The following is a 22,323-nucleotide window of genomic DNA, read 5'->3' as shown; positions in this document are numbered from 1 at the left end:
TATACTTTTGTATCTATGTTCTTACACACGCATCCTTATGAGCCTTTCATCTTTGAACAAGCAGAAAAGCTAATTGTTGGCACGTTGCCACCACCTAGATTTACGACTGGTGATTTAAAGGTAGATGATGTAGATTTTTGCTACGGTAGCAGAAATGGCATGCTTTGGCCTATTCTTAATCGTATTTTTGATTTAGGTCTAGTATATGAAAATACCCATTTAGCCATTGAGCAACGCAAGAATTTTTTGGTTTCTAATAAAATTGGGGTCTGCGATATTGTTGAAGCAGCGCAGCGGGATAAAGTAGATGCTTCTGACCTGGGAATGCAAAATGTGAAGTTAAGAGATTTAGTTCATTACTTAGAACTTTATCCGAAACTAAAGACTATCCTTTTCATGGGCGGTAACAGTAAAAACGGACCGGAATACTTTTTTAGAAGACTTTTGAAACCTTTAGGCTTGAAGCTTAAAACTATTTCTGATCAAGTGCCTCGTGTGTATGAACTACAACTTCCTAAATCCAAACGAATTATACGTACAGTTTCATTAACGGCGCCATCAGGTGCGGCAAATAGGGCAGTGGGTAGTTTGGATTCCTATAAAGAGATGAAAGCTGCAGATGCCAATTTTAATACATTGGATTTTCGGGTTATGCAGTACCGTGATTTTTTCACTCGATAATCGAGATTAAATGCTCCGAGGCTTACCTCAAAATCAAAGTGTATTCCTTTTAATGCCTCGTGGGCTTGCCCCGAAGTAGTTTACTTTCTAAGATATCTATTTTATTTCCTCTTCAAAAAACACCAATCAAATTGTCATAAACTAAAAAGAGTCTCATCGGTTACGACAAGACTCTTTTACGAGAACACTATATGAAAATGAAAAATTTTGATTCGGTATTAATTACATTGTAAATGTACTGCCTTGTACTGCTTCTAGGTAATTATTGTTGTCAAGGTTGTTGTTTTTGTGGTGTAGCACTGTATTTTTGTTATAAGACGTATTGGAGTGGTGATAGTCGTGGATTATTGCCGATATTTACGAATCGAAATCGATATATAATTGTCTTTAAATTTTAATAAAGCCTATGGCGCATTCAGAAAGATTGGTTGAGTTTAAAAAATCGGTCAACAATAAGTTTAATGTTTATAATAGCCTGTTCTTAAATTTGCCGTATCGCGATATTGAGAATGTGGGTATGCTTATTCCTTTATTGTTGGATCAATGCCAAAAAGGCTTGAGTTCAGGTCTTAATCCTCAAGAAATTCTGGAAGGTTTTTTTGCGAATTATGTGGAAATAAAATCGGAGAAAGACCAAATCGATTTTATGTTCAAAATCATTCAATATGTTGAAAGACAGGTGGTTTTGTATGATAGTGTTGAGGATGCTGCTTTTCCTAAATTACAAGAGCACACAAAATCACTATCTATAAAAGATTATTTTCAACTAGTAGATAAAAATAAAAGTTGGGACAAGGTATCTAAAAAGCTATCAACATTTAGTGCTCGTTTGGTACTTACAGCACACCCTACGCAGTTTTATACACCTGCGGTGTTAGATATTATTGAAAAATTACGTTCTCTTATATTGGAGGATAAGATAGATGATATTGATGTTGTTTTACAGCAATTAGGTCTTACTTCTTTGATCAATTCTAAAAAACCAACTCCTTTAGATGAGGCAAAGAATATTATTTATTTCTTACGCCATGTCTATTACAATGCAGTAGGTGATTTATACGCTTATATCAAAGAGAATATCAACAAAGCCGATTTTGAGAATCATAACATTATGAAACTAGGCTTTTGGCCTGGTGGAGACCGTGACGGTAACCCATTTGTAACTGCAGATATCACTAAAGATGTTGCAGACGAACTTCGCGTTACCTTAATGAAGTGTTACTACAATGATTTAAAAATCATTCAGGAAAAGTTGACCTTCAAAGATGTACAAGAACCGTTACAAAAGCTTAGAAGTAACTTGTATGCGGCTATGTTCGATTCTAAGAAAACAGTAGGATATGATGATATTTTACAACCACTTCTTGATACAAAGGAGTTATTGATTAACAAATATCATAGCCTTTACCTAAAGGAGTTGGAGAATTTTATTGATAAGGTAAAGATATTCAAGATTCACTTTGCTACGCTAGATGTAAGACAAGATCATAGCAAGCACTTATTGGCTGTAGAGACTATTTTGAAAAAGAATAAGTTGATTAAGGAAGATATCAATGAGCTTTCGCAAGATGCATTGATTGATATTCTTATCAATAAGGACATTACGATTAATGCTGGTGATTATTCTGAGGATATTATTAAGGATACCATAAACAACATTCAGCAATTAAAAGGTATTCAGGATTCTAATGGCGAAGATGGCTGTAATCGTTATATCATAAGTAACTCTGAGGATATATTTTCTGTATTGTTCGTTTTTGGATTGTTCAGATGGTGTGGTTGGAAGAAGGAAGATATCAGTTTTGATATTGTGCCTTTGTTCGAAACTATGATTGGTATGGATGGCGCTGAGAATACTATGCAGACGCTTTTTGATTTACCTGAATATAATGCACACTTAGAAAGAAGAAATAAAAAGCAGACTATTATGCTTGGTTTTTCTGATGGAACGAAGGACGGTGGTTATTTAAAAGCCAACTGGGCTATTTTTAAGACTAAGGAAACACTGTCTAAAGTTTGTGATAAAAATGGATTCAATGCTATTTTCTTTGATGGACGTGGTGGCCCACCGGCACGTGGTGGTGGTAAAACACACCGTTTTTATGCGGCACAGACAAAGACTGTTTCTAATCACGAAATTCAGTTGACCATACAAGGGCAAACTATTACAAGTACATACGGTACCAAGGAACAATTTATTCACAACAGTGAGCAATTGTTGACAGCGGGACTTTCAAATAACCTTTTTGGTAAAGAGAATGTAATTTCTAAAGAGCACAGAAAACTAATAGAGCAACTCTCTGAGTTGAGCTTTGGTAAGTATGATGCCCTTAAGCAGCATGATAAATTCATGCCTTACCTAGAAAACCGAAGTACTTTAAAATACTACCAGAAAGCTAATATTGGTAGTAGACCAGGTAAGAGAGGTAATAAGAAGAAATTAGAGCTCTCTGATTTAAGAGCAATATCTTTTGTAGGTTCTTGGAGCCAGTTGAAACAGAATGTTCCTGGTTACTTTGGGTTGGGTACTGCAATTCAAACCATTAAAGATGAAGGCAGGCTATCTGAGCTTAAAAAACTGTACAAAGAAGTACCTTTCTTTAAAGCTTTAATGAGCAATAGTATGATGTCTCTTTCTAAATGCTATTTTGAGCTTACCAGCTATATGCAGAAGGATGAAGAGTATGGTGCTTTTTGGAACATTCTTCATGAAGAATATCTATTGTCTAAGAAAATGTTGCTTCTGATTTCTGGAAGTAAAATTTTGATGGAAAATGAAGCTATTTCTCGTGAGTCAATCAGAATACGCGAAAATATTGTTCTTCCGTTATTGGTTATTCAGCAGTTTGCACTGCAGAAAATAGGACAAGATAAAGGGTTTAAAGATGAGTATGAAAAAATCGTTACCCGCTCGCTCTACGGTAATATTAATGCCAGTAGAAACTCAGCATAAAAATGAAGCCCTTACTTTTAAAGTAAGGGCTTTTTGTTTTAGTGTAAAGTGATTTTGCTTTCTTAATCCTCATAAACTTTAAACTCAGCACCCATACCGTAGTTGCGATGTCCGCTTTGAAGTAGTTTTGAGTTGGGATTATAGTTGCGGTCAAAAACTTGCCATTTTTTATCGTTGAAGAAAATGCGCCGTACGAAAGTGCGTTGCGTGGCTTCGCCTTTTACGAAAGGTAATAGGGGTCGGAATGAAGTGGATATTTTTTGAATGCCTCGGGCCGTCTTTATTTCTCTGTATTTTTTTGTTTCAACCAGTTTTCCATCGGTATTGGCATATCCTAACACTTGGATAGAAACAAAAATGCCAGACTCGGGTATGAAAATAGATTTGGATAGTAAATCCAACTCAAAAACCTTATCGGCTTTTTCATCCATAGCAAAAACTACGTTCTCGTAGGGTATGCCTACTCCTGGAGTTCCATTATTATTTTCGTAGAATTGAGCTCTAAAAATAGTAGCAAATTTCCCTTTCCCCTTAGATTTGTATTCAGATTCTGCATTGACCGGGAGATACAGTTTAGAAATTTGCGATACGTTATTTTCATATCTATTAAATAATACCGCTACTTCACTCTCTACAGTTGGTAACCAACAAGCAAAAATGTCTTTATGGGTTTCTGCCTTTTGTTTTCGAAACTTAAATTTTCCTTGTTTTGGAGCGGAAACTATGACTTCTCCAAGTTGTGAGACCTCAGGGACTAGAGAAACAATGTTGGTAGCTGCGTTAATCTCATCAGCTATAGTTACCGCTTTTTCTCTATATCCAAGTGCAGAAATATAAAGTGTATCTATATCGGGATACTTCTTTTTGGAAAAAATGAAAAGGCCTTCTTCGTCAGCAAAAGTGCCTAGCCCATCGCCAAATGATATTGTGGCAAAAGAAATGGGAGAACGGTCTTTGGTGTCTATAATTTTAATCTCTTGCGCATTGCCATAGCAGGCGGCGAGAAAGAAAAGAACTAGTATGTATCGTTTCATGGCGTAAACAATTATGTACAGAGAAATTCCCAATAAGGGCTTGTACTTTATTGAGAACGGGATTTACTGATTTTCAGTATTAAAAGCCGAAGTAATAAGAAAAAAGGAAACCCATGAAAAACCACATCAAACCAATCTTTGAATTGCATATTGACTGCACCACCCATTATCCATTTTACTTTACCCCAAATATGAGGCTCAGGAAAAAAAGGAGCAAGGCCAATAGTGAGGCATAGCAGTATTACAATCTTCCAGTTGTTAATAAGGTCTTTCATTAACGCGTATTTTAATCGAAGTCTATTATCTGATAGTTTTTGTAAATGCAGAAATTCCGTCTACGCCATGCCCATTTAAATGTTTGATAAAGGCAGAGCCTATAATAGCACCTTTTGCCGATTTTGTTGCTTGCTCAAAAGTCTCGGAGTTGCTTATGCCAAAACCAACTATTTGAGGATTATCTAGCTTCATATCTGCAATACGCTGAAAATAGGTTTGCTGTTCGTCACCAAAACCAGATTGCGCACCTGTTACACTTGCCGAGCTCACCATATAGATGAATCCGTTCGAAACCGAATCTATAAAACGAATACGTTCGTCAGAAGTCTGCGGTGTAATCAAGAATACATTGATGAGTCCGTATTTTTCGAACATCTCTTGATATTCTTCATGATAAACATCTACAGGTAAATCGGGTATGATAAGTCCGTCTATACCAATTTCTTGGCACTTTTTGCAAAACGCTTCTACCCCATATTGAAACATAGGATTAAAATATCCCATGATAATAAGTGGAATGGAAACCGATTTCCGAATATCTTTCAATTGATTGAAAAGAATATCGGTTGTCATACCATTTTTAAGCGCTGCTGTAGAGCTTTTTTGAATGGTTGGACCATCTGCCAGTGGATCACTGAACGGGAGGCCTATTTCAATCATATCTACTCCGTTTTTCTCTAACTGTTGAATGATTTCTACGGTGTCAGCCAATTTTGGGTATCCTGCCGTAAAATAGATAGAAAGCAATTTTCCATCTTCTTTCAGTTTGGTGTTGATTCTATTTGCCATAGTTTCAAATCGGTTTTTCCTTTTTTAGTAGGATGGAGTAAGTTAGTTACGAACATGTATTATAATGTTCCTGAAACTTTCCCCATATATTTTATAGATTAAAGTATTCAATATAATTGTTGAGGTCTTTATCACCACGACCAGATAGGTTGATGACCACAATGTCTTCAGGCTTGAATTTTCGGCACTCAAGAATTGCAAGCGCGTGCGAAGATTCTATGGCAGGAATAATACCTTCCATTTTAGACAAAAGTAAACCTGCATTCATGGCATCGTCATCTGTAATAGATATAAATTCACCACGACCAGATACAAATAAATTAGCATGCATAGGTCCAACACCTGGATAATCCAATCCCGCAGAAATAGAATACGGTTCTGTAATTTGTCCGTCACCTGTCTGCATTAATAAGGTTTTGCTACCGTGAATGATACCCACTTTTCCTAATGCAGATGTTGCTGCACTTTCGCCGGTATCTATTCCTTTTCCGGCAGCTTCAACAGCTATAATACCAACATCTGGATTGTCTAAATAGTGGTAATATGCACCTGCGGCATTACTTCCACCACCGACACACGCTACTACGTAGTCAGGGTTTTCACGACCTTCTTTTTCTTTTAATTGCCATTTGATTTCTTCGGAAATAACCGATTGAAACCGCGCTACCATATCAGGATAAGGATGTGGCCCAACAACACTACCAATAATATAATGGGTATCTACGGGGTTATTAATCCAATCGCGAATAGCTTCATTAGTGGCATCTTTTAAGGTTCTACTACCAGAAAGAGCGGGTCTAACTTCTGCACCTAACATTTTCATGCGGGCTACGTTAGGAGCTTGTCTGGCAATATCTATCTCACCCATGTATACAATACATTCAATACCCATAAGTGCACAAACGGTTGCCGTAGCTACACCGTGTTGTCCAGCACCAGTTTCGGCTATAATTCTGTTTTTGCCCAATTTCTTGGCCATAAGAATCTGCCCTATGGTGTTATTCACCTTGTGAGCTCCGGTATGACAAAGGTCTTCCCGTTTTAGATATATTTTTGTATTGTATTTTTTTGAGAGTCTATCAGCAAAGTAGAGTGGAGTAGGGCGGCCTACATAATCTTTTAGCAATTGGTCAAACTCCTCTTTAAAAGAAGGTTCTTGCATAATGCGAATATAGTTTTGCCTAAGCTCTTCTGTGTTTGGGTAGAGCATTTCAGGAATAAAAGCACCCCCAAACTCTCCATAATATCCTTTTTCGTCCGCTTGATAAGAACTATTCCCCGATTCGTTTTTAAGAGGGGCTGTTTTGTTTACATTTGTCATGATATATTTTTTATTTCAAAAGAAACACTGTTCAATAGTTATAGTTGAGCAACGTCTTTTTGACTTTTGATTTTTTTCAACCTATCTAATGCTTCTATGTAATAGTAATCGGCATAGATTAAAGCAACATCTATTTCAGACCCAAGTGATTTTGCACCTGTAGAATGTAATAGGAAAGAGTCCGCTTTTCCAACACCTGAGTATTTTTCTGAGCTTAGAGAACTTAACATTTTTATAGCAGCGTTATAGTATTTCTCCTTTTTGGTTTCATCTTCAATAAATGTACTTAGTTCCAATAAACCAGATGCTACTACTGCCGCTGCTGACGCATCTCTTTCTTCTTCCTCTAGGTTTGGTACATCAAAATCCCAATGCGGAATATAATCTTCCGGTAAATATTCAAGATACTTATCGGATAAATTTTGAGCGAAATCCAAGAATTTTTTATCACCAGTTTCTCTATACACCATACTGTATCCGTAAATACCCCATGCTTGCCCTCTAGACCATCTACTATCATCTGCATAACCTTGTTTCGTATGATGATTCAATACATTACCGGTAACAGAATCATACTCAATTACGTGCCATGAAGTATAGTCATCCCTAAAATGGTTTTTCATTGTAGTCTCGGCATGTTTGATTGCAATATCCTTTAAGTTGGAGTCTCCGCCATTTTTAGCGGCCCAAAATAAAAGCTCTAAATTCAACATATTATCAATAATAGTAATATGCTGTTGCCATCTCGGATGCATTTTGTTAGACCAAGATTTAATAGTGCCAACATTTGGATTATAACGCGAAGCTAAAGAAGTTGCAGAAGTCAATAATATATCTTTGTATTCTTTTTTGTCACCTAATTGGTAACCATTGCCAAAGGCTGGAAACATCATAAAGCCAATATCATGGTGTTCCGTAATAGTTTTGAAATCTTCAAAAACCTCGGTTCTTTTAATGGCTTCCAGTTTCCATTTTTCATCCTTGGTCAAGTCATACATGTACCATAAAATACCAGGGTAGAAACCAGATGTCCAAACTAATCTTCCATTCGGAACTTCTTTCCACTCCTTTTCATCCGTTTCTATAAGTCTGGGATGTTTTGTTAAATCAGTAAGTTTTGGAACTGCTATTTCTAATTGAGTGACACAGTTATTTATTGCACTATCTAAATTTAAAGTAGATACGGCTTCTTGTGTTTCGATTTCAGCCTTTACCTTATTTTTTTTAGGAGAGTCTTGACAAGCAAAAAGCAAAAAAACTGTACTAAAAAGCAAAAATTTTATGGTATTAATCATTTTACTGGTTTTTGTGAGCCTTAATTTATCTCTTTTTTACTCTTAGAAAGTTTAAATACCTTTTTAAAATTTCCTTTTTGCCTATTACCAATTTACCTAACACATAAAATGTGGAAATGATAATTGAGTAATGCTAAAAACAGAAATTTTCATTTGAGTATTTTTTTTAATTAAAATCCTTCAAAAACTTATTTACAACTGCAATAGTTTTTTAAACTCCTTTAATTTCTCGGCATCTTTAAGCCCAGGCTCTATTTCAAACTTACTGTTCACATCAATGGCGTGACAGTATTTGGCTTCTGGTCTTTTCATGAACTCCTTTAAGGAGCTAACTTCATTCAAACCAATTCCACCACTTAGAAAATAGGGTTTGGTAGACGGGTAATCCTTTAAAACTCCCCAATCAAAAGCGTAACCGTTTCCGCCGGGTAATTCTCCTTTGGTGTCAAAAAGATAGAAATCACATACGGATTCATAAGGTTTTAAAACATCAAAATTAAAATCATTTTTGATGGAGAATACTTTAATGATTTCTACTTGCTTTGCTTTTTGCTTAAGCTCAGCACAATATTCAGGGCTTTCGGAGCCATGCAGTTGTACTAGTAAAAGCTCATAATCTTGAATACGGGCAATGACGGTTTCAATACTGGCATTCACAAATACGCCAACTTTCTTGATGGTATGTGGGATGGGTTTCATTGGACCCAAAAAGTGCCTTTTTGATTTGTCCCAAAAAATAAATCCCAGGTAATCAGGTTTTAGGCCGGCAATTTCTGCCGTATTTTTTTTCATGCCACAGACCTTCAATTTAATCGGAGCATTTTCTATGGTAGAAGGCCCTTCTTTTTTAGTCGTGTATTGATAGTCCATTTTAGTCATCGCTATTGGGTCGCAATTACGACAATTGATTTATAAATTTCTTGGCGTTTTCACCAGGATTATCGGTCTTCATAAAATTTTCACCAATTAAAAACCCTTGATAACCATAAGGCTTTAAATCTTTAATAGCCTCTATTGAGCTGATACCACTTTCTGAAACCTTTACAAACTCATCTGGAATTAGTTGAGAAAGTGATTTGCTCGTCTCTAGGCTAACTTCAAAAGTTTTTAGGTTTCTATTATTTACACCCAACATGTCTAGGCTAGGCATTATACTTTTATTTAGTTCAGCCTCATTGTGCACTTCTAATAATACATCTAAGCCAAGACTTTTTGCAAGTTCTGAAAACGTCTTTATTTCTTTTTTGGATAAAATGGCTGCTATTAAAAGGATAACATCCGCACCATGAGCTCTGGCTTCTATAAGTTGATATTCATCTATAATGAACTCTTTACGTAACAAAGGCATTTGCACTGCTGCACGAGCCAATAGTAAATCGTCTAAAGAACCACCAAAATATTTACCGTCTGTTAAAACGGACATACCGCAAACACCTGCATTTTCATATCCTGTGGCTACATCTTGAACATTCAGACCTTGGTTAATTTCGGATTTTGATGGTGAGCGACGCTTGTGTTCCGCAATGATGCCAGAACTACTATTACGAAGCGCATTGCTCAAAGAAACCGTTTGACGTGAGAACAAGACCGAGTTTTCTAATTGTGAAACCGGAATAAGAGACTTTTTTAAGTCTACTTCTTTGCGTTTGTCCGCTACTATTTTATCTAGAATGTTCATGTTTCCTTCTTTGAAAATACCTTTAGTTTTTACTCAATTCTTGTAATTTTCTCAAAGCATTTAAAGCCTTTCCGGCCAATAAAGATTCTTTGGCCTTTTCAAAACCTTCTATTGGACTTAGGTTTTGAACGGTTGCAATAGCAATACCTGCATTAGCACAAACTACGTTGTTTTGAGCCTCCGTACCGCGGCCTTGCAGTACGTTCAAGAATATCTGTGCCGAATCTTCAATGGAATCACCTCCAATAATTTGAGACTGTTTTATTTTCTGCACGCCAAAATCTTCTGGTTTCAGCATACTTTCTGAATGGTTAGAAATAGTTTTTGTATTTCCTGTTAATGATATTTCATCATATCCATCCAATGCATGAAGCACGGTAAATTTCTTATCTGTATTTTGATAAAGGTAACCGTACATTCTGGCGAGTTCAAGATTAAAAACACCTACTATTTGGTTCTTTGGAAAAGCAGGGTTTACCATTGGTCCCAACATGTTGAAAAATGTTTTCACGGCCAATTCTTTTCTAATGGGACCTACATTCTTCATGGCAGGGTGAAACAATGGAGCGTGTAAAACACAAATACCAGCTTGATCAATAGATTTTCTAAGAAAGTCAGCTTCATTACTGAACTTAATCCCTAGAAATTCCATTACATTACTACTTCCACATTTAGAAGAAACTCCGTAGTTACCATGTTTGGTAACATTAACACCAGCACCAGCCGTTACAAATGAAGCTAGGGTAGAGATGTTGAACGTGTCTTTTCCGTCACCACCAGTTCCACAAAGGTCAATAGGGTCGTATTCAGAAAGGTCAATGGCCAAACATAAATCTAAAAGCGCGTCACGAAAACCTTCTAATTCATCTATGGTAATGCTACGCATCATATAAACCGTTAGAAATGCGGCAATCTGACTTGTATTATAATCTCCTTTTGCAATGTTTACCAACACTTGTTTTGCTTCTTCTTTTGGAAGAATATCGTGATTGATGAGCTTATTTAATGTTTCTTTCATGATACTGTTCTTACTACTATGGGATACTACTTAGTGTATTTTGTGCGATTTCTTAATTTAGTTTTTTACCCAGTTGGCAAGAATTTTTTTGCCTTCAGGAGTCAAAACCGATTCCGGATGAAATTGCACTGCAGAAACATCATATACTTTATGACGAAGCGACATAATCTGACCGTTTTCATCTACTGAAGTGGCTTCTAAGCTTTCCGGTAGATTTGGGTCTACGACCCAAGAATGATAGCGGCCAACAAGTAATTTTTTAGGTAAACCTTCAAAATTTGGGTCGTCTTTAGTTATCGTTATTTCGGTAGCAATACCGTGATAAACTTCTTCTAGATTGATAAGCGAACCTCCAAAAACTTCACATATGGCCTGTTGTCCTAAACAAACTCCAAAAATACTTTTTGTAGGGGCGTATTTAGCTATGATTTCTTTTAGCAGTCCTGCTTCATCTGGGATGCCAGGACCTGGCGAAAGAACAATCTTATCAAAAGAATCCACCTCTTCCAAGGTTAATTGGTCGTTACGTTTTACAATAACCTCACAATCTAAGTCCTCTAAATAATGAACCAAATTATAAGTAAAGCTATCGTAGTTGTCTATTACTAAAATCTTCTTCATGGTTATATGGTTTCAGCAATTTTCAAAGCTTTGGTAAGTGCGCCCAATTTATTATATGTTTCTTGAAGTTCGTCTTCAGGGTCAGATGCGGCAACAATACCTGCACCTGCTTGGTAATGCAGTTGGTGATTTTTACTTAAAAAAGTACGTATCATGATGGCATGATTAAAGTTGCCATCAAAATCCATAAAGCCAATGGCGCCACCGTAGTAGCCACGACTGGTCTTTTCATATTTTTCAATAAGCTGCATGGCCATGTGTTTTGGAGCACCGCTTAAAGTACCTGCAGGAAAAGTATCTGCCACCACTTTCATGGTAGGAATATCCTTTTTCTTTTTGCCCATTACTTTTGATACCAAATGAATAACATGAGAGAAGAACTGCACCTCCCTGTAGTTGGTGACCTCTACCATACTACCGTTTCGGCTTAAGTCGTTACGAGCTAAGTCAACTAACATAACATGCTCGCTATTCTCTTTGTCATCTTCTGTAAGTTCTTTGGCTAAGATGGCATCTTGTTCATCATTTCCGGTACGTTTAAAAGTTCCGGCAATAGGATGAATTTCTGCATTACCATCTTTTACAATAAGCTGCGCTTCAGGAGAACTACCAAAAATTTTGAAATCGCCATAATCAAAGTAAAATAAATACGGTGATGGGTTTACAGAACGTAGCGCTCGGTATACATTAAATTCATCTCCTTTAAAACCTTGAGAAAAACGGCGAGATAGAACCAATTGAAAAACATCGCCACGTTGGCAGTGCTTTTTAGCTAATCGTACATGTTCTCTATATTCTTCATCTTCTAAATTAGAAGTAGCTTCACCATCTAAAGAAAATTTATAGGAAGCAAAAGTGCGTACATCTAAAATATGCGCAATTTCCGTGGTGTTTTCTTCTGTGTTGAAGCAATGTGCAAAAATATAAGCTTCGTTTTTCTGGTGGTCTATGGCAATTATATTCTGGTAAACCGCATAATAGATGTCAGGAATGGAAACAGAATTGTCTTTTTTGCTGATTTTGACATCTTCATAGTAGCGCACTGCATCATAGGCCATGTAGCCAAAAATACCGTTGTTTATGAATTTGAAATCGCTTTCCTCAGCTTCAAACTTTTTGCTAAAATCATGAAGGACTTTTACAACGTCTGTATCTGAATAGATTTCCGTTTCATTGGAAGTCTGATCAGGAAAATGCTCAACTATTGTTTCGTTCTCTATTTTTATAGATGCAATAGGGTTGCAACAGATATAAGAAAAACTATTGTCCGTCGCATGGTAGTCGCTACTTTCCAGTAAAATACTGTTCGGAAAACGGTCTCTAATTTTTAGATAGACGCTTACCGGCGTAATAGTATCTGCTAGAATTTTTTTGTGATAAGATTTTAATTTGTACTTCATGTTGATAGTATTCAAATGCAAAAGGCTTGTCGTGAAGACAAGCCTTTATATAGTTTTACTACAATGATGCTCAGCTCACGATATCTGTCGAGAGTTGTTCCACCACCAAGTATTTGAGTTATTTCTGTTCATTGGTTCAAATATAGAAATCATTTTTAAAACAACAAACCGATTGTTTGAAAAAATAAAGCCCTGCAATCATGTGGAAAGCAGGGCTAAATTATTTTAATATTTAAATGATTTAGAATTCTAAATCAACAACTAGGTCAAACTCATCATAAATGGTCTTGTCACCTAAGTTTTCAAAGAAATTACCTGAAGCATATTTAATGTCATAAGCAGTTCTGTCTACTTTTACAGAAGCAGTTGCTTTACTACCATAAATAGATACATCAAAAGTTACAGGTTTAGTAATACCTTTAATAGTTAGGTCACCAGTAACTTCGTAAGCATTTTTACCTTTAGCTTCAACATTAGTGAAAACCAATGTAGCTTCTGCGTTCTTCTCAGTAGAAAAGAAATCTTCAGATTTTAAATGTCCTTCTAATTTTCCTTTAGACTCGCCTTCAAGGTCAGTAGCTACAAGAGTAGTCATATCTACAGCAAATTCACCGCCTGTAAGCTTGTCACCATCAAAAGCCAAAGTACCTGACTTTATGTTTACAGTACCAGTATGTGAACCAGTTACTTTATATGCTTTCCAAGTAATTGTACTTGTTTCTGTTTTTACTTCTTTTTTCTCTTCTGCCACAGGCTCTGTTGCAGTTGCAACTCCAAATACCAAGGCTAGGGCTAAACTAAATACTCCTTTTTTCATAATTGATTGTAAAATTTAATTAATAATTAGTGTTTCTATTCAAATTTGTTGAACAATATGTTCAGTTGTTCCATTTCTTGATCAGATAGATTTTGAAGAACATTGTCTTCAGCTTCTGACATTGAGGTATCCATTTTTTTTAAAATCAGAAGTCCCTCTTTAGTTATACGTATTTCAACCTTTCGTCGGTTCGAAGGGCAAACCTTTCTTTCTACATACCCTTTTAACAATAGTTTGTCCACCAAGCGGGTGGTATTACTCATTTTAGTAACCATACGCTCATTAAGTGTGGCTAAACTTGCCGGCTTTTTGTTTTGTCCTCTTAATATACGCAGAACATTAAACTGCTGTAATGATACACCGTAAGGTTTTAGAGCAGCGCTTAACGCTTCCGTAATTGTATTGTTAACCAATAAAAAGTGAATTAGCGTTCGGCTTTTTAAAGGAATTTCTTTTTCGGTCTTTAAAATATCTTCAACATTCATGTCAATACAACTATTGTATATACAAATGTATGTTGATTGTTTGATGTGATGAAATATTGAAGCGGTAATTTTTTGTTAAATATTTAGGAAATGCCTTTGCGTCAAAATCCGTAATTTTGAATTTTAATTGATATCCGCGGTAGCGATAAAAAATAACGTTATGAATTTATCACAAGAAGAGTGGGAAGAGCAATTGGCAAAAGATGACAATGCACTTATCCTAGATGTTAGAACTCCACAAGAAATAGAAGAAGGTTATATTCCTAATTCCACTAATATAGATTTTTACCTTGGACAAGATTTCTTGAACGAGATAGAAAAGCTTGATAAGAGTAAAAATTATTATGTGTATTGCCGTAGTGGTAACCGTAGCGGTCAGGCCTGTGCAATTATGAATAGCGTAGGTATTGAGAATACCTATAATTTGGAAGGTGGTTTCATGAATTGGGATGGAGCAATAGAAGGGGAGTAGTTAATTTTACTTTTTAAACCTTAAGGAAATAGAGTCCTCAATAGCTGCCTTGTAAAGGCGTCTTTGGGGACTTGTTGTTTCTTGTAATTTAGTTTTTACAATTATTGTCTCTACATTGTGCAAAGACAAAGACAAAGACAAAGACAAAGATAAACAGTGTGCCATGCGTGAAGACCTTCTTCATTTTATTTGGAAGTATAAAAAAATACAACTTACCGACTTGGTGACGACCCAAGGAGAGCATTTGTCTCTTTTGGATTTTGGTACGCATAATCTATTGGCAGGTCCTGATTTCTTTAATGCTAAAATAAATATTGATAATCAGGTTTGGGCAGGTAATGTAGAGATGCATTTAAAATCTTCTGATTGGTACGCGCATCATCATGAAGAAGATGAGAACTATAATAATGTAATACTACATGTAGTTTGGGAGGACGATGCCGAGGTTTTTAGAAATGATAACAGTAGTATACCCACTTTAGAACTCCGCAAATATATTCCAATGCAGCTTTTGCAATCGTACCAAAAGCTTTTTGATAAAAATGAAACACGTTTTATTAATTGTGAAAAAGACATTAAAGATATTGACGATTTCTTGGTTAAAAACTGGTTAGAGCGACTTTATTTTGAAAGACTAGAGACCAAAGCGGAATTTGTATTTGAGCTTTTGAAAAAATCTAACAATGACTGGGAGCAAGTTTTGTTCACATTGCTTTTGAAGACTTTTGGGCTTAAGATAAACGGAGCTGCTTTTTTAAGTTTGGGCTCTGCTCTTGAATTTTCTGTTTTTAGAAAGCAGCAAGAGAATCTATTTCAGATGGAGAGTTTGTTCTTTGGGATGACTCATTTATTAGAAGGTGAGGAAGTCTTGGATGAGCATTATATTCAACTTAAGAAGGAGTACGCTTACCAGAAGAAAAAATATGATTTGAAAGATGAAAGCGTTCTGAGGCCACAATTCTTCAAATTAAGACCTCCTAATTTTCCTACTATTCGCTTATCTCAATTGGCTAATTTATACGCTACACATTCATCATTGTTTCAAAAAGTAGTTTCGGCAAAAAGTTTAGAAGAAATGCATACGTTGTTTGAAGTTTCTGCTAGTGAGTATTGGAACAACCACTATACATTTGGTAAAGAATCAAAAAAGAGTACAAAAAAATTAACCTCAAAGTTCATTGATTTATTGATAATGAATGCTATTCTGCCGTTGCAATTTTGTTACGCTAAATATCAGGGTAGGGATGTTAATGAGAGTATTATGAATATTATCTCAGAAATCAAAAAAGAGGAGAATACGGTCGTGCGTAATTTTAATACACACGGTCTTGTTATTGCCAATGCACAAGAGAGTCAAGCTCTATTGCAATTGTATAATGAGTACTGTACACAAAACAAATGTTTGCAATGTGCTGTAGGTACTAGTTTATTGCGTTGAAATGGTTAAATTTGATTTCTTGATTATGATGCTTTTAATAGCACGTCCTGTCAATACCCAGATTTAATATGAATATTTTCTATAAACTACTTTATTATTTTCAGAAACGTGGTTTTGAGGTATGCCGTAGAATTGCGGAAAGATTAGGTATTAGGGCTAGAGTAGTCCGTACTTCGTTTATCTATCTAACTTTTGTAACCCTTGGTTTTGGTTTTGCACTTTATTTGTTTTTGGCTTTTTGGCTAGGAATAAAAGATCTGATGTATACAAAACGTACTTCCGTTTTTGATTTATGAAGATTACACAATTCTTTCAGTCTAGAATGAATATAGCGCTAACGTTAATGTCAAGCGTGCTAATAATTGGTGTACTTGGATACCGCTTCCTGTCGGACCTTACTTGGATAGATGCGCTTTATATGACCATTATTACGGTTACCACTGTAGGTTTTTCCGAAGTTGGGCCAATGGATACCCAAGAAAAATTGTTCACCGTAGTACTCATTATACTTAGTATCTTCATTTTTGCATTTGCTATCTCGGTCATTACCGAATATATTTTGAGTAGAAATTCACTAGAAGAATTAAAAAATAAAAAAGTGAAAAATAAGATAGAAAACCTTTCTGATCATGTTATTGTATGTGGTTTTGGTAGAAATGGAATGCAGGCCGTTAAGCGATTAACAGCTTATAACAAGTCATTTGTAATTATCGAAAGGGATAAAGAGGTTATTGAAAAGTATGATGAAGACATTTTATTTGTAGAAGGGGATGCTAACGAAGACGAAGTTTTACAAGCAGCAGGTATTGATCGCGCTCGGTATCTTATAACAGCACTTCCCGATGACGCTACCAATCTTTTTGTAGTGTTATCTGCCCGACAATTAAACAAAGCCCTTTTTATAGTTACTAGGGCATCTTTGCAGACTTCACAAAAAAAATTGCTTTTGGCCGGTGCCGATAAAGTAATTATGCCGGATAAAATTGGTGGAGACCATATGGCTTCATTAATTGTGATGCCGGATTTAATTACTTTTATGGATAAGCTGGGCGTAGAGGGCGAACATACGACTAATTTAGAAGAGGTTGCTATTGAAGATTTCAAAGAACAAGTTGAGTGTAATTCTTTGCGAGATTTGGATCTTAGAAGGCGAACAGGCTGTACCATAATTGGTTATATAGAGCCAGATGGTAATTATATAATTAACCCTGAGGCAGATTTACAATTACAGCCAAGGAGTAAAGTAATTGTTTTAGGTAGACCGGAGCAAATACGAAAACTAAATGAAATGTTTAAGATTAGTTAACACCACCTAAGTTAATTGAACAGTATTATTTGATTGTGTTACAATTTTTTATGATATTGCCGCAATTGTGTTAAAACCATCGATGAGCACTGAACCGACAAAAATACATATGAAGAAATTTACCTTATTGTTTTTCCTACTACTTGGTGTAGTAGCGTTTTCTCAAGAACTTGTTGTAAAAGGCAAAGTTTACAACCCTTCAGCACAAATAAACGATGGTGTCATTGAGTTAAATGTAACAGGAGGAACCCCTCCATATGTTTATAAATGGAATAATCAATCAACTGCTTTGTCTTCTAAAAGAGCAAGTGGGCTTGTAGAAGGTGTGCCTTATAATGTATTGGTTACGGATGCTGCAGGCAATTCAGAGACAAAAGTATTTGAAATAGAGCCTACAGTAATAGCGGAAATTTTTAATGGTACAATGACGCCTGCGGTAAGCGCATTGGGGTCTATACTTTTTTGGGATCCTTTTGCTGCTATAGGTATTTATGATCCCGTGGTTTATGCAGATGTTAAGTTAGTAGGTACTCCTGGGTGGACTAATGAAACTGAAAATAGATTCGTTCTTAAAAAATGGCTGAAACCTGAAGGAGGTAAGGTCAAAAAAGGGGATAATATCGCTATAATTTCAAGTAATGATGAGGAGGATTTAACAGTCACTGCTACCGTTACGGGAGAATTGAAATATTTGGTAGGTGAAGGCAAGGTCATTTACAATTCTGAAAACGCAAAACATGTTATTGAGTCAGGGGCGCATTACTTAGCAGAAATTAAGTATGATGAACCTTTAGTAATGGTGCACCCAAATGGAGACCCTATTACTAAGCCAATCCCGTTTATTGTTATTTGGTTGGTACTGGGAGCTACTTTCTTTACTATCAGAATGGGCTTTATAAATATTAGAGGTTTTGGACACTCTATTGATTTGGCAAGAGGAAAGTATGATGATCCGGATGCGCCAGGTCAGGTAACTCATTTTCAAGCGTTGGCAACAGCAGTATCAGGAACAGTAGGACTTGGTAATATTGCTGGTGTTGCAGTTGCTGTTTCTTTAGGTGGTGCGGGAGCTACATTTTGGATGATTGTATGTGGTTTGTTAGGAATGTCTTCCAAGTTTGTTGAATGTACATTAGGAGTAAAATACAGAGACATATTACCTGATGGAAGAGTTTTTGGAGGTCCAATGAATTATTTAAGATACGGACTAGAGAAGCGTGGCATGAAAGGCTTTGGTAAAGTCTTGGCGGGTTTCTTTGCTGTCTTGGCAATTGGAGCATCTTTTGGAGGAGGGAACATGTTCCAGGCAAATCAGTCTTTTGAGCAATTGGCAGGACAATTTCCAGCTTTGGTTGGTCAAGGATTTTGGTTTGGTGTTGTTACGGCAATTCTTGTAGGTGTTGTAATTATTGGAGGAATTAATAGTATAGCTAATGTTACGGGTAAGATTGTTCCTTTAATGGCTTCGGTTTATATCATAGCGGCTTTGGCGGTAATTATTATGAATATAGAAAACATAGGGCCTGCATTTACGGCAATATGGGAAGGAGCTTTTAGTCCATCTGCTTTAAAAGGTGGGGTTATAGGTGTCCTGGTCATTGGCTTTCAGAGGGCGGCCTTCTCTAATGAGGCGGGCGTTGGTTCCGCAGCCATTGCGCATAGTACCGCAAAAACTAATCATCCTCCATCAGAAGGTTTTGTAGCTCTTCTTGAGCCATTTCTAGATACGGTGGTAGTTTGTACGCTTACAGCTCTTGTTCTTATTTTTACAGGTATGCATGAGGTAGAAGGTATGGCAGGGGCGCAGTTAACTTCAGATGCATTCGGAAGTCAGATTTCATGGTTCCCATATGTATTGGCTTTAGCAGTATTCCTTTTTGCTTTTTCTACAATGATATCATGGTCTTATTATGGTATGCGTGCTTGGACATACCTTTTTGGAAAAAGTAAAAAATCAGAGATGGTTTATAAAATGCTTTTCTTAGTATTTGTAGTTATCGGCGCTTCTGTTAGTTTAGGAGCTGTATTGGATTTCTCAGATATGATGATTCTGGCAATGTCGTTTCCAAATATTATCGGACTTTATATAATGTCTGGTGAGGTTAAAAGTGACTTAGGTACATACTGGAAGAAACTTAAGAAAAACGAACTTTTTAAAAAGCAGATAACCGCTAAGGAGTAATTAATATATCTTATTTAGCGGATGAAAAATTTCAAATCCCACTTCAGGTTCAATAAACAAGAACGAAGTGGGGTTTTTTATTTGCTGTTTATTATAGTAATACTTCAGGTGACCTATTTTGTTCTTCGTTCATCGGGAGCTGCTGATTTAGATAATTCTTTTATGGGGAATGAACAGTTGCAAACACAGATAGATAGTCTAAAGGCTCGGGAGCAGCTAAAAGACTCCGTTAAGATCTATCCTTTTAATCCTAATTACATAACAGATTATAAGGGGTATACTTTGGGATTGTCCGTAGAAGAGATTGATAGGTTGCATGATTTTCGAAAGGATGGGAAATTTGCAAATTCCGCAGAAGACTTTCAAAAAGTAACCCAAGTTTCAGATTCTTTGCTACAGGTAATTTCTCCCTATTTTAAATTTCCTGAATGGGCGCAGAGGAAATCAAAATCAACTACATCTTATAAAACATCATCTACAGAACAAGAAAGAGGTGTTAGAAAGGCGGAATCAAAATATGCAGTTTCCGATTTAAATTCTGCAACTATTGAAGAACTTCAGGAAATTAGCGGAATTGGGGAAAAGCTTTCTGCTAGAATCGTAAAATTTAGGGATAGGTTAGGAGGGTTTTTGGTAAATGAACAATTGTATGATGTGTATGGATTAGAGCCTGAGGTTGTAGAGCGAACTTTGAAGCGGTTTCAAGTGCTTAAAAAGCCAGTTATCGAGAAAATTAACATAAATACAGCATCAGCAAAAAATCTATCGAAATTAGTATATCTTCAAAAAGACGTCTCTGAGAGTATAGTAAATTACAGAAGTGACAATAGAACCATACTTTCTTTTGATGAATTGTCAAAAATAGAGAATTTTCCATTTGAGAAGATTGATAGAATTAAGTTATATTTGACCCTATAAATTTAATTGGAATGCAAAGCATGTACTTTACGGAAGAACATCAATTATTTAGAGAGAGTCTCCGAGATTTTTTAAAGAAAGAAGTTGTACCTCATATAGATAAATGGGAAGCTTCGGGAACCATAGAAACTTTCATATGGAAAAAGTTTGGTGAAATGGGCTATTTTGGTCTTGCAACCCCTGAAACTTATGATGGACTGGGACTAGATCTTTTCTATACGGTTATATTTCTGGAAGAGCTCCAGAAAGTAAATTCGGGTGGTTTTGCAGCTGCTATGTGGGCGCATGCGTATTTGGCCATGACCCATTTGAACAAAAATGCAAATGACGCCCAGAAAAAGGCGTATTTGATTCCTAGTGTAAACGGGGAGAAAATAGGTTGTCTTGGTGTTACTGAGCCTTTTGGTGGTAGTGATGTTGCTGGTATGCGAACGACTGCAGTAAGAGAAGGGGATAGTTATATAATAAACGGCTCAAAGACCTTTATTACTAATGGGGTGTATGGTGACTACTGTATTCTTGCAGCAAAGACTGCTCCATCTGCCGGTAATAAGGGAATAAGTATTTTTATTGTTGATTTAGATAAGGAAGGTGTCTCTGCTAACAAGTTGAATAAATTAGGCTGGCGTGCATCGGATACCGCAGAACTTGCTTTTGACAATGTGAGAATTCCAGCAAGTAGTTTGATGGGAGAGGAAGGAAAAGGTTTCACTTTTATAATGGAAGCTTTTGCTTTAGAGCGTTTGGTTATGGGAGTCAATGCTCATGCTAGAGCAGAATGGGCTTTGGACTATGCGCAACAATATATGTCCGAGCGGGAAACGTTTGGTAAATCAATTAATCAGTATCAGGCGTTAAGACATAAGTTTGTAGATCTGCATGCAGATATGGATTTGTGTAAGCAATACAATTACGGAGTGGTTTACAAGATGGGCAAAGGTGAATATGTTGTTCGGGAAGCCACTATTTCTAAGTTAAAGTCTACTGAAATGGCCGATAAGGTTGCTTATGACTGTTTGCAGTTTTTAGGAGGTTACGGTTATATAGAAGATTATCCTATGGCACGTATGTTTAGAGATAGTCGTTTAGGGCCAATAGGAGGGGGGACCTCTGAAATACTTAAAGAGATAATTGCAAAAATTGTTATCGATAAAAAAGAATATAGAATGCCAAAAGAGTAGTGAATACAGAGGCTGAGGAGTTATTCGTATTTTTTGATATGACGTTTTCTGGTATATTTAAAAATTAGTAGTGCTCAATTGTAAATTAGTTTATATATTTGCCGCCTTAATCATATAGAAAGGAGGTTGTAGCCAATGTTAATTATACCAATAAAAGAAGGAGAAAACATCGATCGCGCTTTGAAACGTTTCAAGCGTAAATTTGATAAAACGGGTACGATGCGCAGATTGCGTAAGCGTCAACAATTCACAAAACCTTCAGTTCAGCGCAGAGCGCAGATACAGAAAGCAGAATACATTCAAGGTTTAAGAGATAAAGAAGAAATCTGATAAATCTTGTTTAGTGTACAAATAGAAAAATCCCATCATATGATGGGATTTTTTTTTGTTTAAATATTTTTCTCCATGTAATTGCAATGTCTATTTTCTCTTAGCGTTGTTAAATCTGCAGTATGTTA

General features: G+C 36.2%; 22 protein-coding genes. 10 read left to right on the top strand and 12 right to left on the bottom strand.

Annotated features, from left to right (window positions below; genetic code table 11):
• Positions 1–15: 15 nt before the first annotated feature.
• A complete protein-coding gene (locus HW347_RS11200) occupies positions 16–681 on the top strand; it encodes a uracil-DNA glycosylase family protein (protein ID WP_214611939.1) in 666 nt (221 codons plus the stop codon).
• A 406-nt stretch (positions 682–1,087) separates the two neighbouring features.
• Entirely contained in the window at positions 1,088–3,634 is a 2,547-nt protein-coding gene (locus HW347_RS11195) for a phosphoenolpyruvate carboxylase (protein WP_214611938.1), read from the top strand.
• A gap of 62 nt (positions 3,635–3,696) precedes the next feature.
• Here the strand turns inward: HW347_RS11195 and HW347_RS11190 are convergent, their stop codons facing one another.
• The 12 genes from HW347_RS11190 to HW347_RS11135 form a co-directional block, all read right to left on the bottom strand.
• Positions 3,697–4,668: a carboxypeptidase-like regulatory domain-containing protein gene (locus HW347_RS11190; protein ID WP_214611937.1), complete on the bottom strand. Its 972-nt coding sequence runs from the start codon at positions 4,666–4,668 to the stop codon at positions 3,697–3,699.
• A 47-nt stretch (positions 4,669–4,715) separates the two neighbouring features.
• Complete coding sequence (locus HW347_RS11185) at positions 4,716–4,943, bottom strand: hypothetical protein (RefSeq protein ID WP_214611936.1); 228 nt, start codon at positions 4,941–4,943, stop codon at positions 4,716–4,718.
• Positions 4,944–4,968: 25 nt separating this feature from the next.
• The gene (gene trpA, locus HW347_RS11180) at positions 4,969–5,733 is read right to left on the bottom strand and encodes a tryptophan synthase subunit alpha (RefSeq protein WP_214611935.1); all 765 of its coding nucleotides are present in this window, start codon (positions 5,731–5,733) and stop codon (positions 4,969–4,971) included.
• 91 nt (positions 5,734–5,824) lie between these two features.
• Positions 5,825–7,054: a tryptophan synthase subunit beta gene (gene trpB, locus HW347_RS11175; protein ID WP_214611934.1), complete on the bottom strand. Its 1,230-nt coding sequence runs from the start codon at positions 7,052–7,054 to the stop codon at positions 5,825–5,827.
• A 38-nt stretch (positions 7,055–7,092) separates the two neighbouring features.
• Positions 7,093–8,349, bottom strand: coding sequence for a glycoside hydrolase family protein (locus HW347_RS11170; protein ID WP_214611933.1), 1,257 nt, complete (start codon positions 8,347–8,349; stop codon positions 7,093–7,095).
• Between the two features lie 192 nt (positions 8,350–8,541).
• Positions 8,542–9,162, bottom strand: coding sequence for a phosphoribosylanthranilate isomerase (locus HW347_RS11165; protein WP_449669059.1), 621 nt, complete (start codon positions 9,160–9,162; stop codon positions 8,542–8,544).
• Positions 9,163–9,244: 82 nt separating this feature from the next.
• On the bottom strand, positions 9,245–10,027 hold the full coding sequence (gene trpC, locus HW347_RS11160; protein ID WP_214611932.1) for an indole-3-glycerol phosphate synthase TrpC: 783 nt from the start codon (positions 10,025–10,027) through the stop codon (positions 9,245–9,247).
• Between the two features lie 22 nt (positions 10,028–10,049).
• Positions 10,050–11,045, bottom strand: a complete 996-nt coding sequence (trpD, locus tag HW347_RS11155; protein ID WP_214611931.1) for an anthranilate phosphoribosyltransferase — start codon at positions 11,043–11,045, stop codon at positions 10,050–10,052.
• Between the two features lie 57 nt (positions 11,046–11,102).
• Positions 11,103–11,666 carry an anthranilate synthase component II gene (locus tag HW347_RS11150; protein ID WP_214611930.1) on the bottom strand — a complete coding sequence of 188 codons (564 nt, stop codon included), beginning with the start codon at positions 11,664–11,666 and terminating at the stop codon, positions 11,103–11,105.
• Between the two features lie 2 nt (positions 11,667–11,668).
• A complete protein-coding gene (locus HW347_RS11145) occupies positions 11,669–13,066 on the bottom strand; it encodes an anthranilate synthase component I family protein (RefSeq protein WP_214611929.1) in 1,398 nt (465 codons plus the stop codon).
• Between the two features lie 241 nt (positions 13,067–13,307).
• A complete protein-coding gene (locus HW347_RS11140; RefSeq protein ID WP_214611928.1) occupies positions 13,308–13,883 on the bottom strand; it encodes a YceI family protein in 576 nt (191 codons plus the stop codon).
• Positions 13,884–13,918: 35 nt separating this feature from the next.
• Entirely contained in the window at positions 13,919–14,368 is a 450-nt protein-coding gene (locus tag HW347_RS11135; protein WP_214611927.1) for a MarR family winged helix-turn-helix transcriptional regulator, read from the bottom strand.
• A 160-nt stretch (positions 14,369–14,528) separates the two neighbouring features.
• Here HW347_RS11135 and HW347_RS11130 point away from each other — a divergent pair, with 160 nt between their 5' ends.
• From HW347_RS11130 to rpsU, 8 genes are all read left to right on the top strand, one after another.
• Positions 14,529–14,840, top strand: coding sequence for a rhodanese-like domain-containing protein (locus tag HW347_RS11130; RefSeq protein ID WP_194534036.1), 312 nt, complete (start codon positions 14,529–14,531; stop codon positions 14,838–14,840).
• 163 nt (positions 14,841–15,003) lie between these two features.
• Positions 15,004–16,278: a DUF2851 family protein gene (locus HW347_RS11125; RefSeq protein ID WP_214611926.1), complete on the top strand. Its 1,275-nt coding sequence runs from the start codon at positions 15,004–15,006 to the stop codon at positions 16,276–16,278.
• A 68-nt stretch (positions 16,279–16,346) separates the two neighbouring features.
• Positions 16,347–16,574: a PspC domain-containing protein gene (locus tag HW347_RS20660; protein WP_155597522.1), complete on the top strand. Its 228-nt coding sequence runs from the start codon at positions 16,347–16,349 to the stop codon at positions 16,572–16,574.
• Positions 16,571–17,584: a potassium channel family protein gene (locus tag HW347_RS11120; RefSeq protein WP_225901899.1), complete on the top strand. Its 1,014-nt coding sequence runs from the start codon at positions 16,571–16,573 to the stop codon at positions 17,582–17,584. The genes HW347_RS20660 and HW347_RS11120 overlap by 4 nt, the downstream gene beginning before the upstream one ends.
• A 109-nt stretch (positions 17,585–17,693) precedes the next feature.
• Positions 17,694–19,766 carry an amino acid carrier protein gene (locus HW347_RS11115; RefSeq protein ID WP_214611925.1) on the top strand — a complete coding sequence of 691 codons (2,073 nt, stop codon included), beginning with the start codon at positions 17,694–17,696 and terminating at the stop codon, positions 19,764–19,766.
• 21 nt (positions 19,767–19,787) lie between these two features.
• Positions 19,788–20,684 (top strand): ComEA family DNA-binding protein, encoded by an 897-nt coding sequence (locus HW347_RS11110; protein WP_214611924.1) that lies wholly within the window; start codon positions 19,788–19,790, stop codon positions 20,682–20,684.
• Between the two features lie 11 nt (positions 20,685–20,695).
• Positions 20,696–21,865: an acyl-CoA dehydrogenase family protein gene (locus HW347_RS11105; RefSeq protein WP_214611923.1), complete on the top strand. Its 1,170-nt coding sequence runs from the start codon at positions 20,696–20,698 to the stop codon at positions 21,863–21,865.
• Between the two features lie 135 nt (positions 21,866–22,000).
• Positions 22,001–22,195 (top strand): 30S ribosomal protein S21, encoded by a 195-nt coding sequence (gene rpsU, locus HW347_RS11100; protein WP_155597518.1) that lies wholly within the window; start codon positions 22,001–22,003, stop codon positions 22,193–22,195.
• Positions 22,196–22,323: the final 128 nt, after the last annotated feature.

It is taken from the genome of Zobellia barbeyronii, from assembly GCF_018603515.1.
Classification (GTDB): domain Bacteria; phylum Bacteroidota; class Bacteroidia; order Flavobacteriales; family Flavobacteriaceae; genus Zobellia; species Zobellia barbeyronii.
Note: the sequence above shows the minus strand (reverse complement) of the source record. Positions and strands in the feature narration are given on the sequence as shown.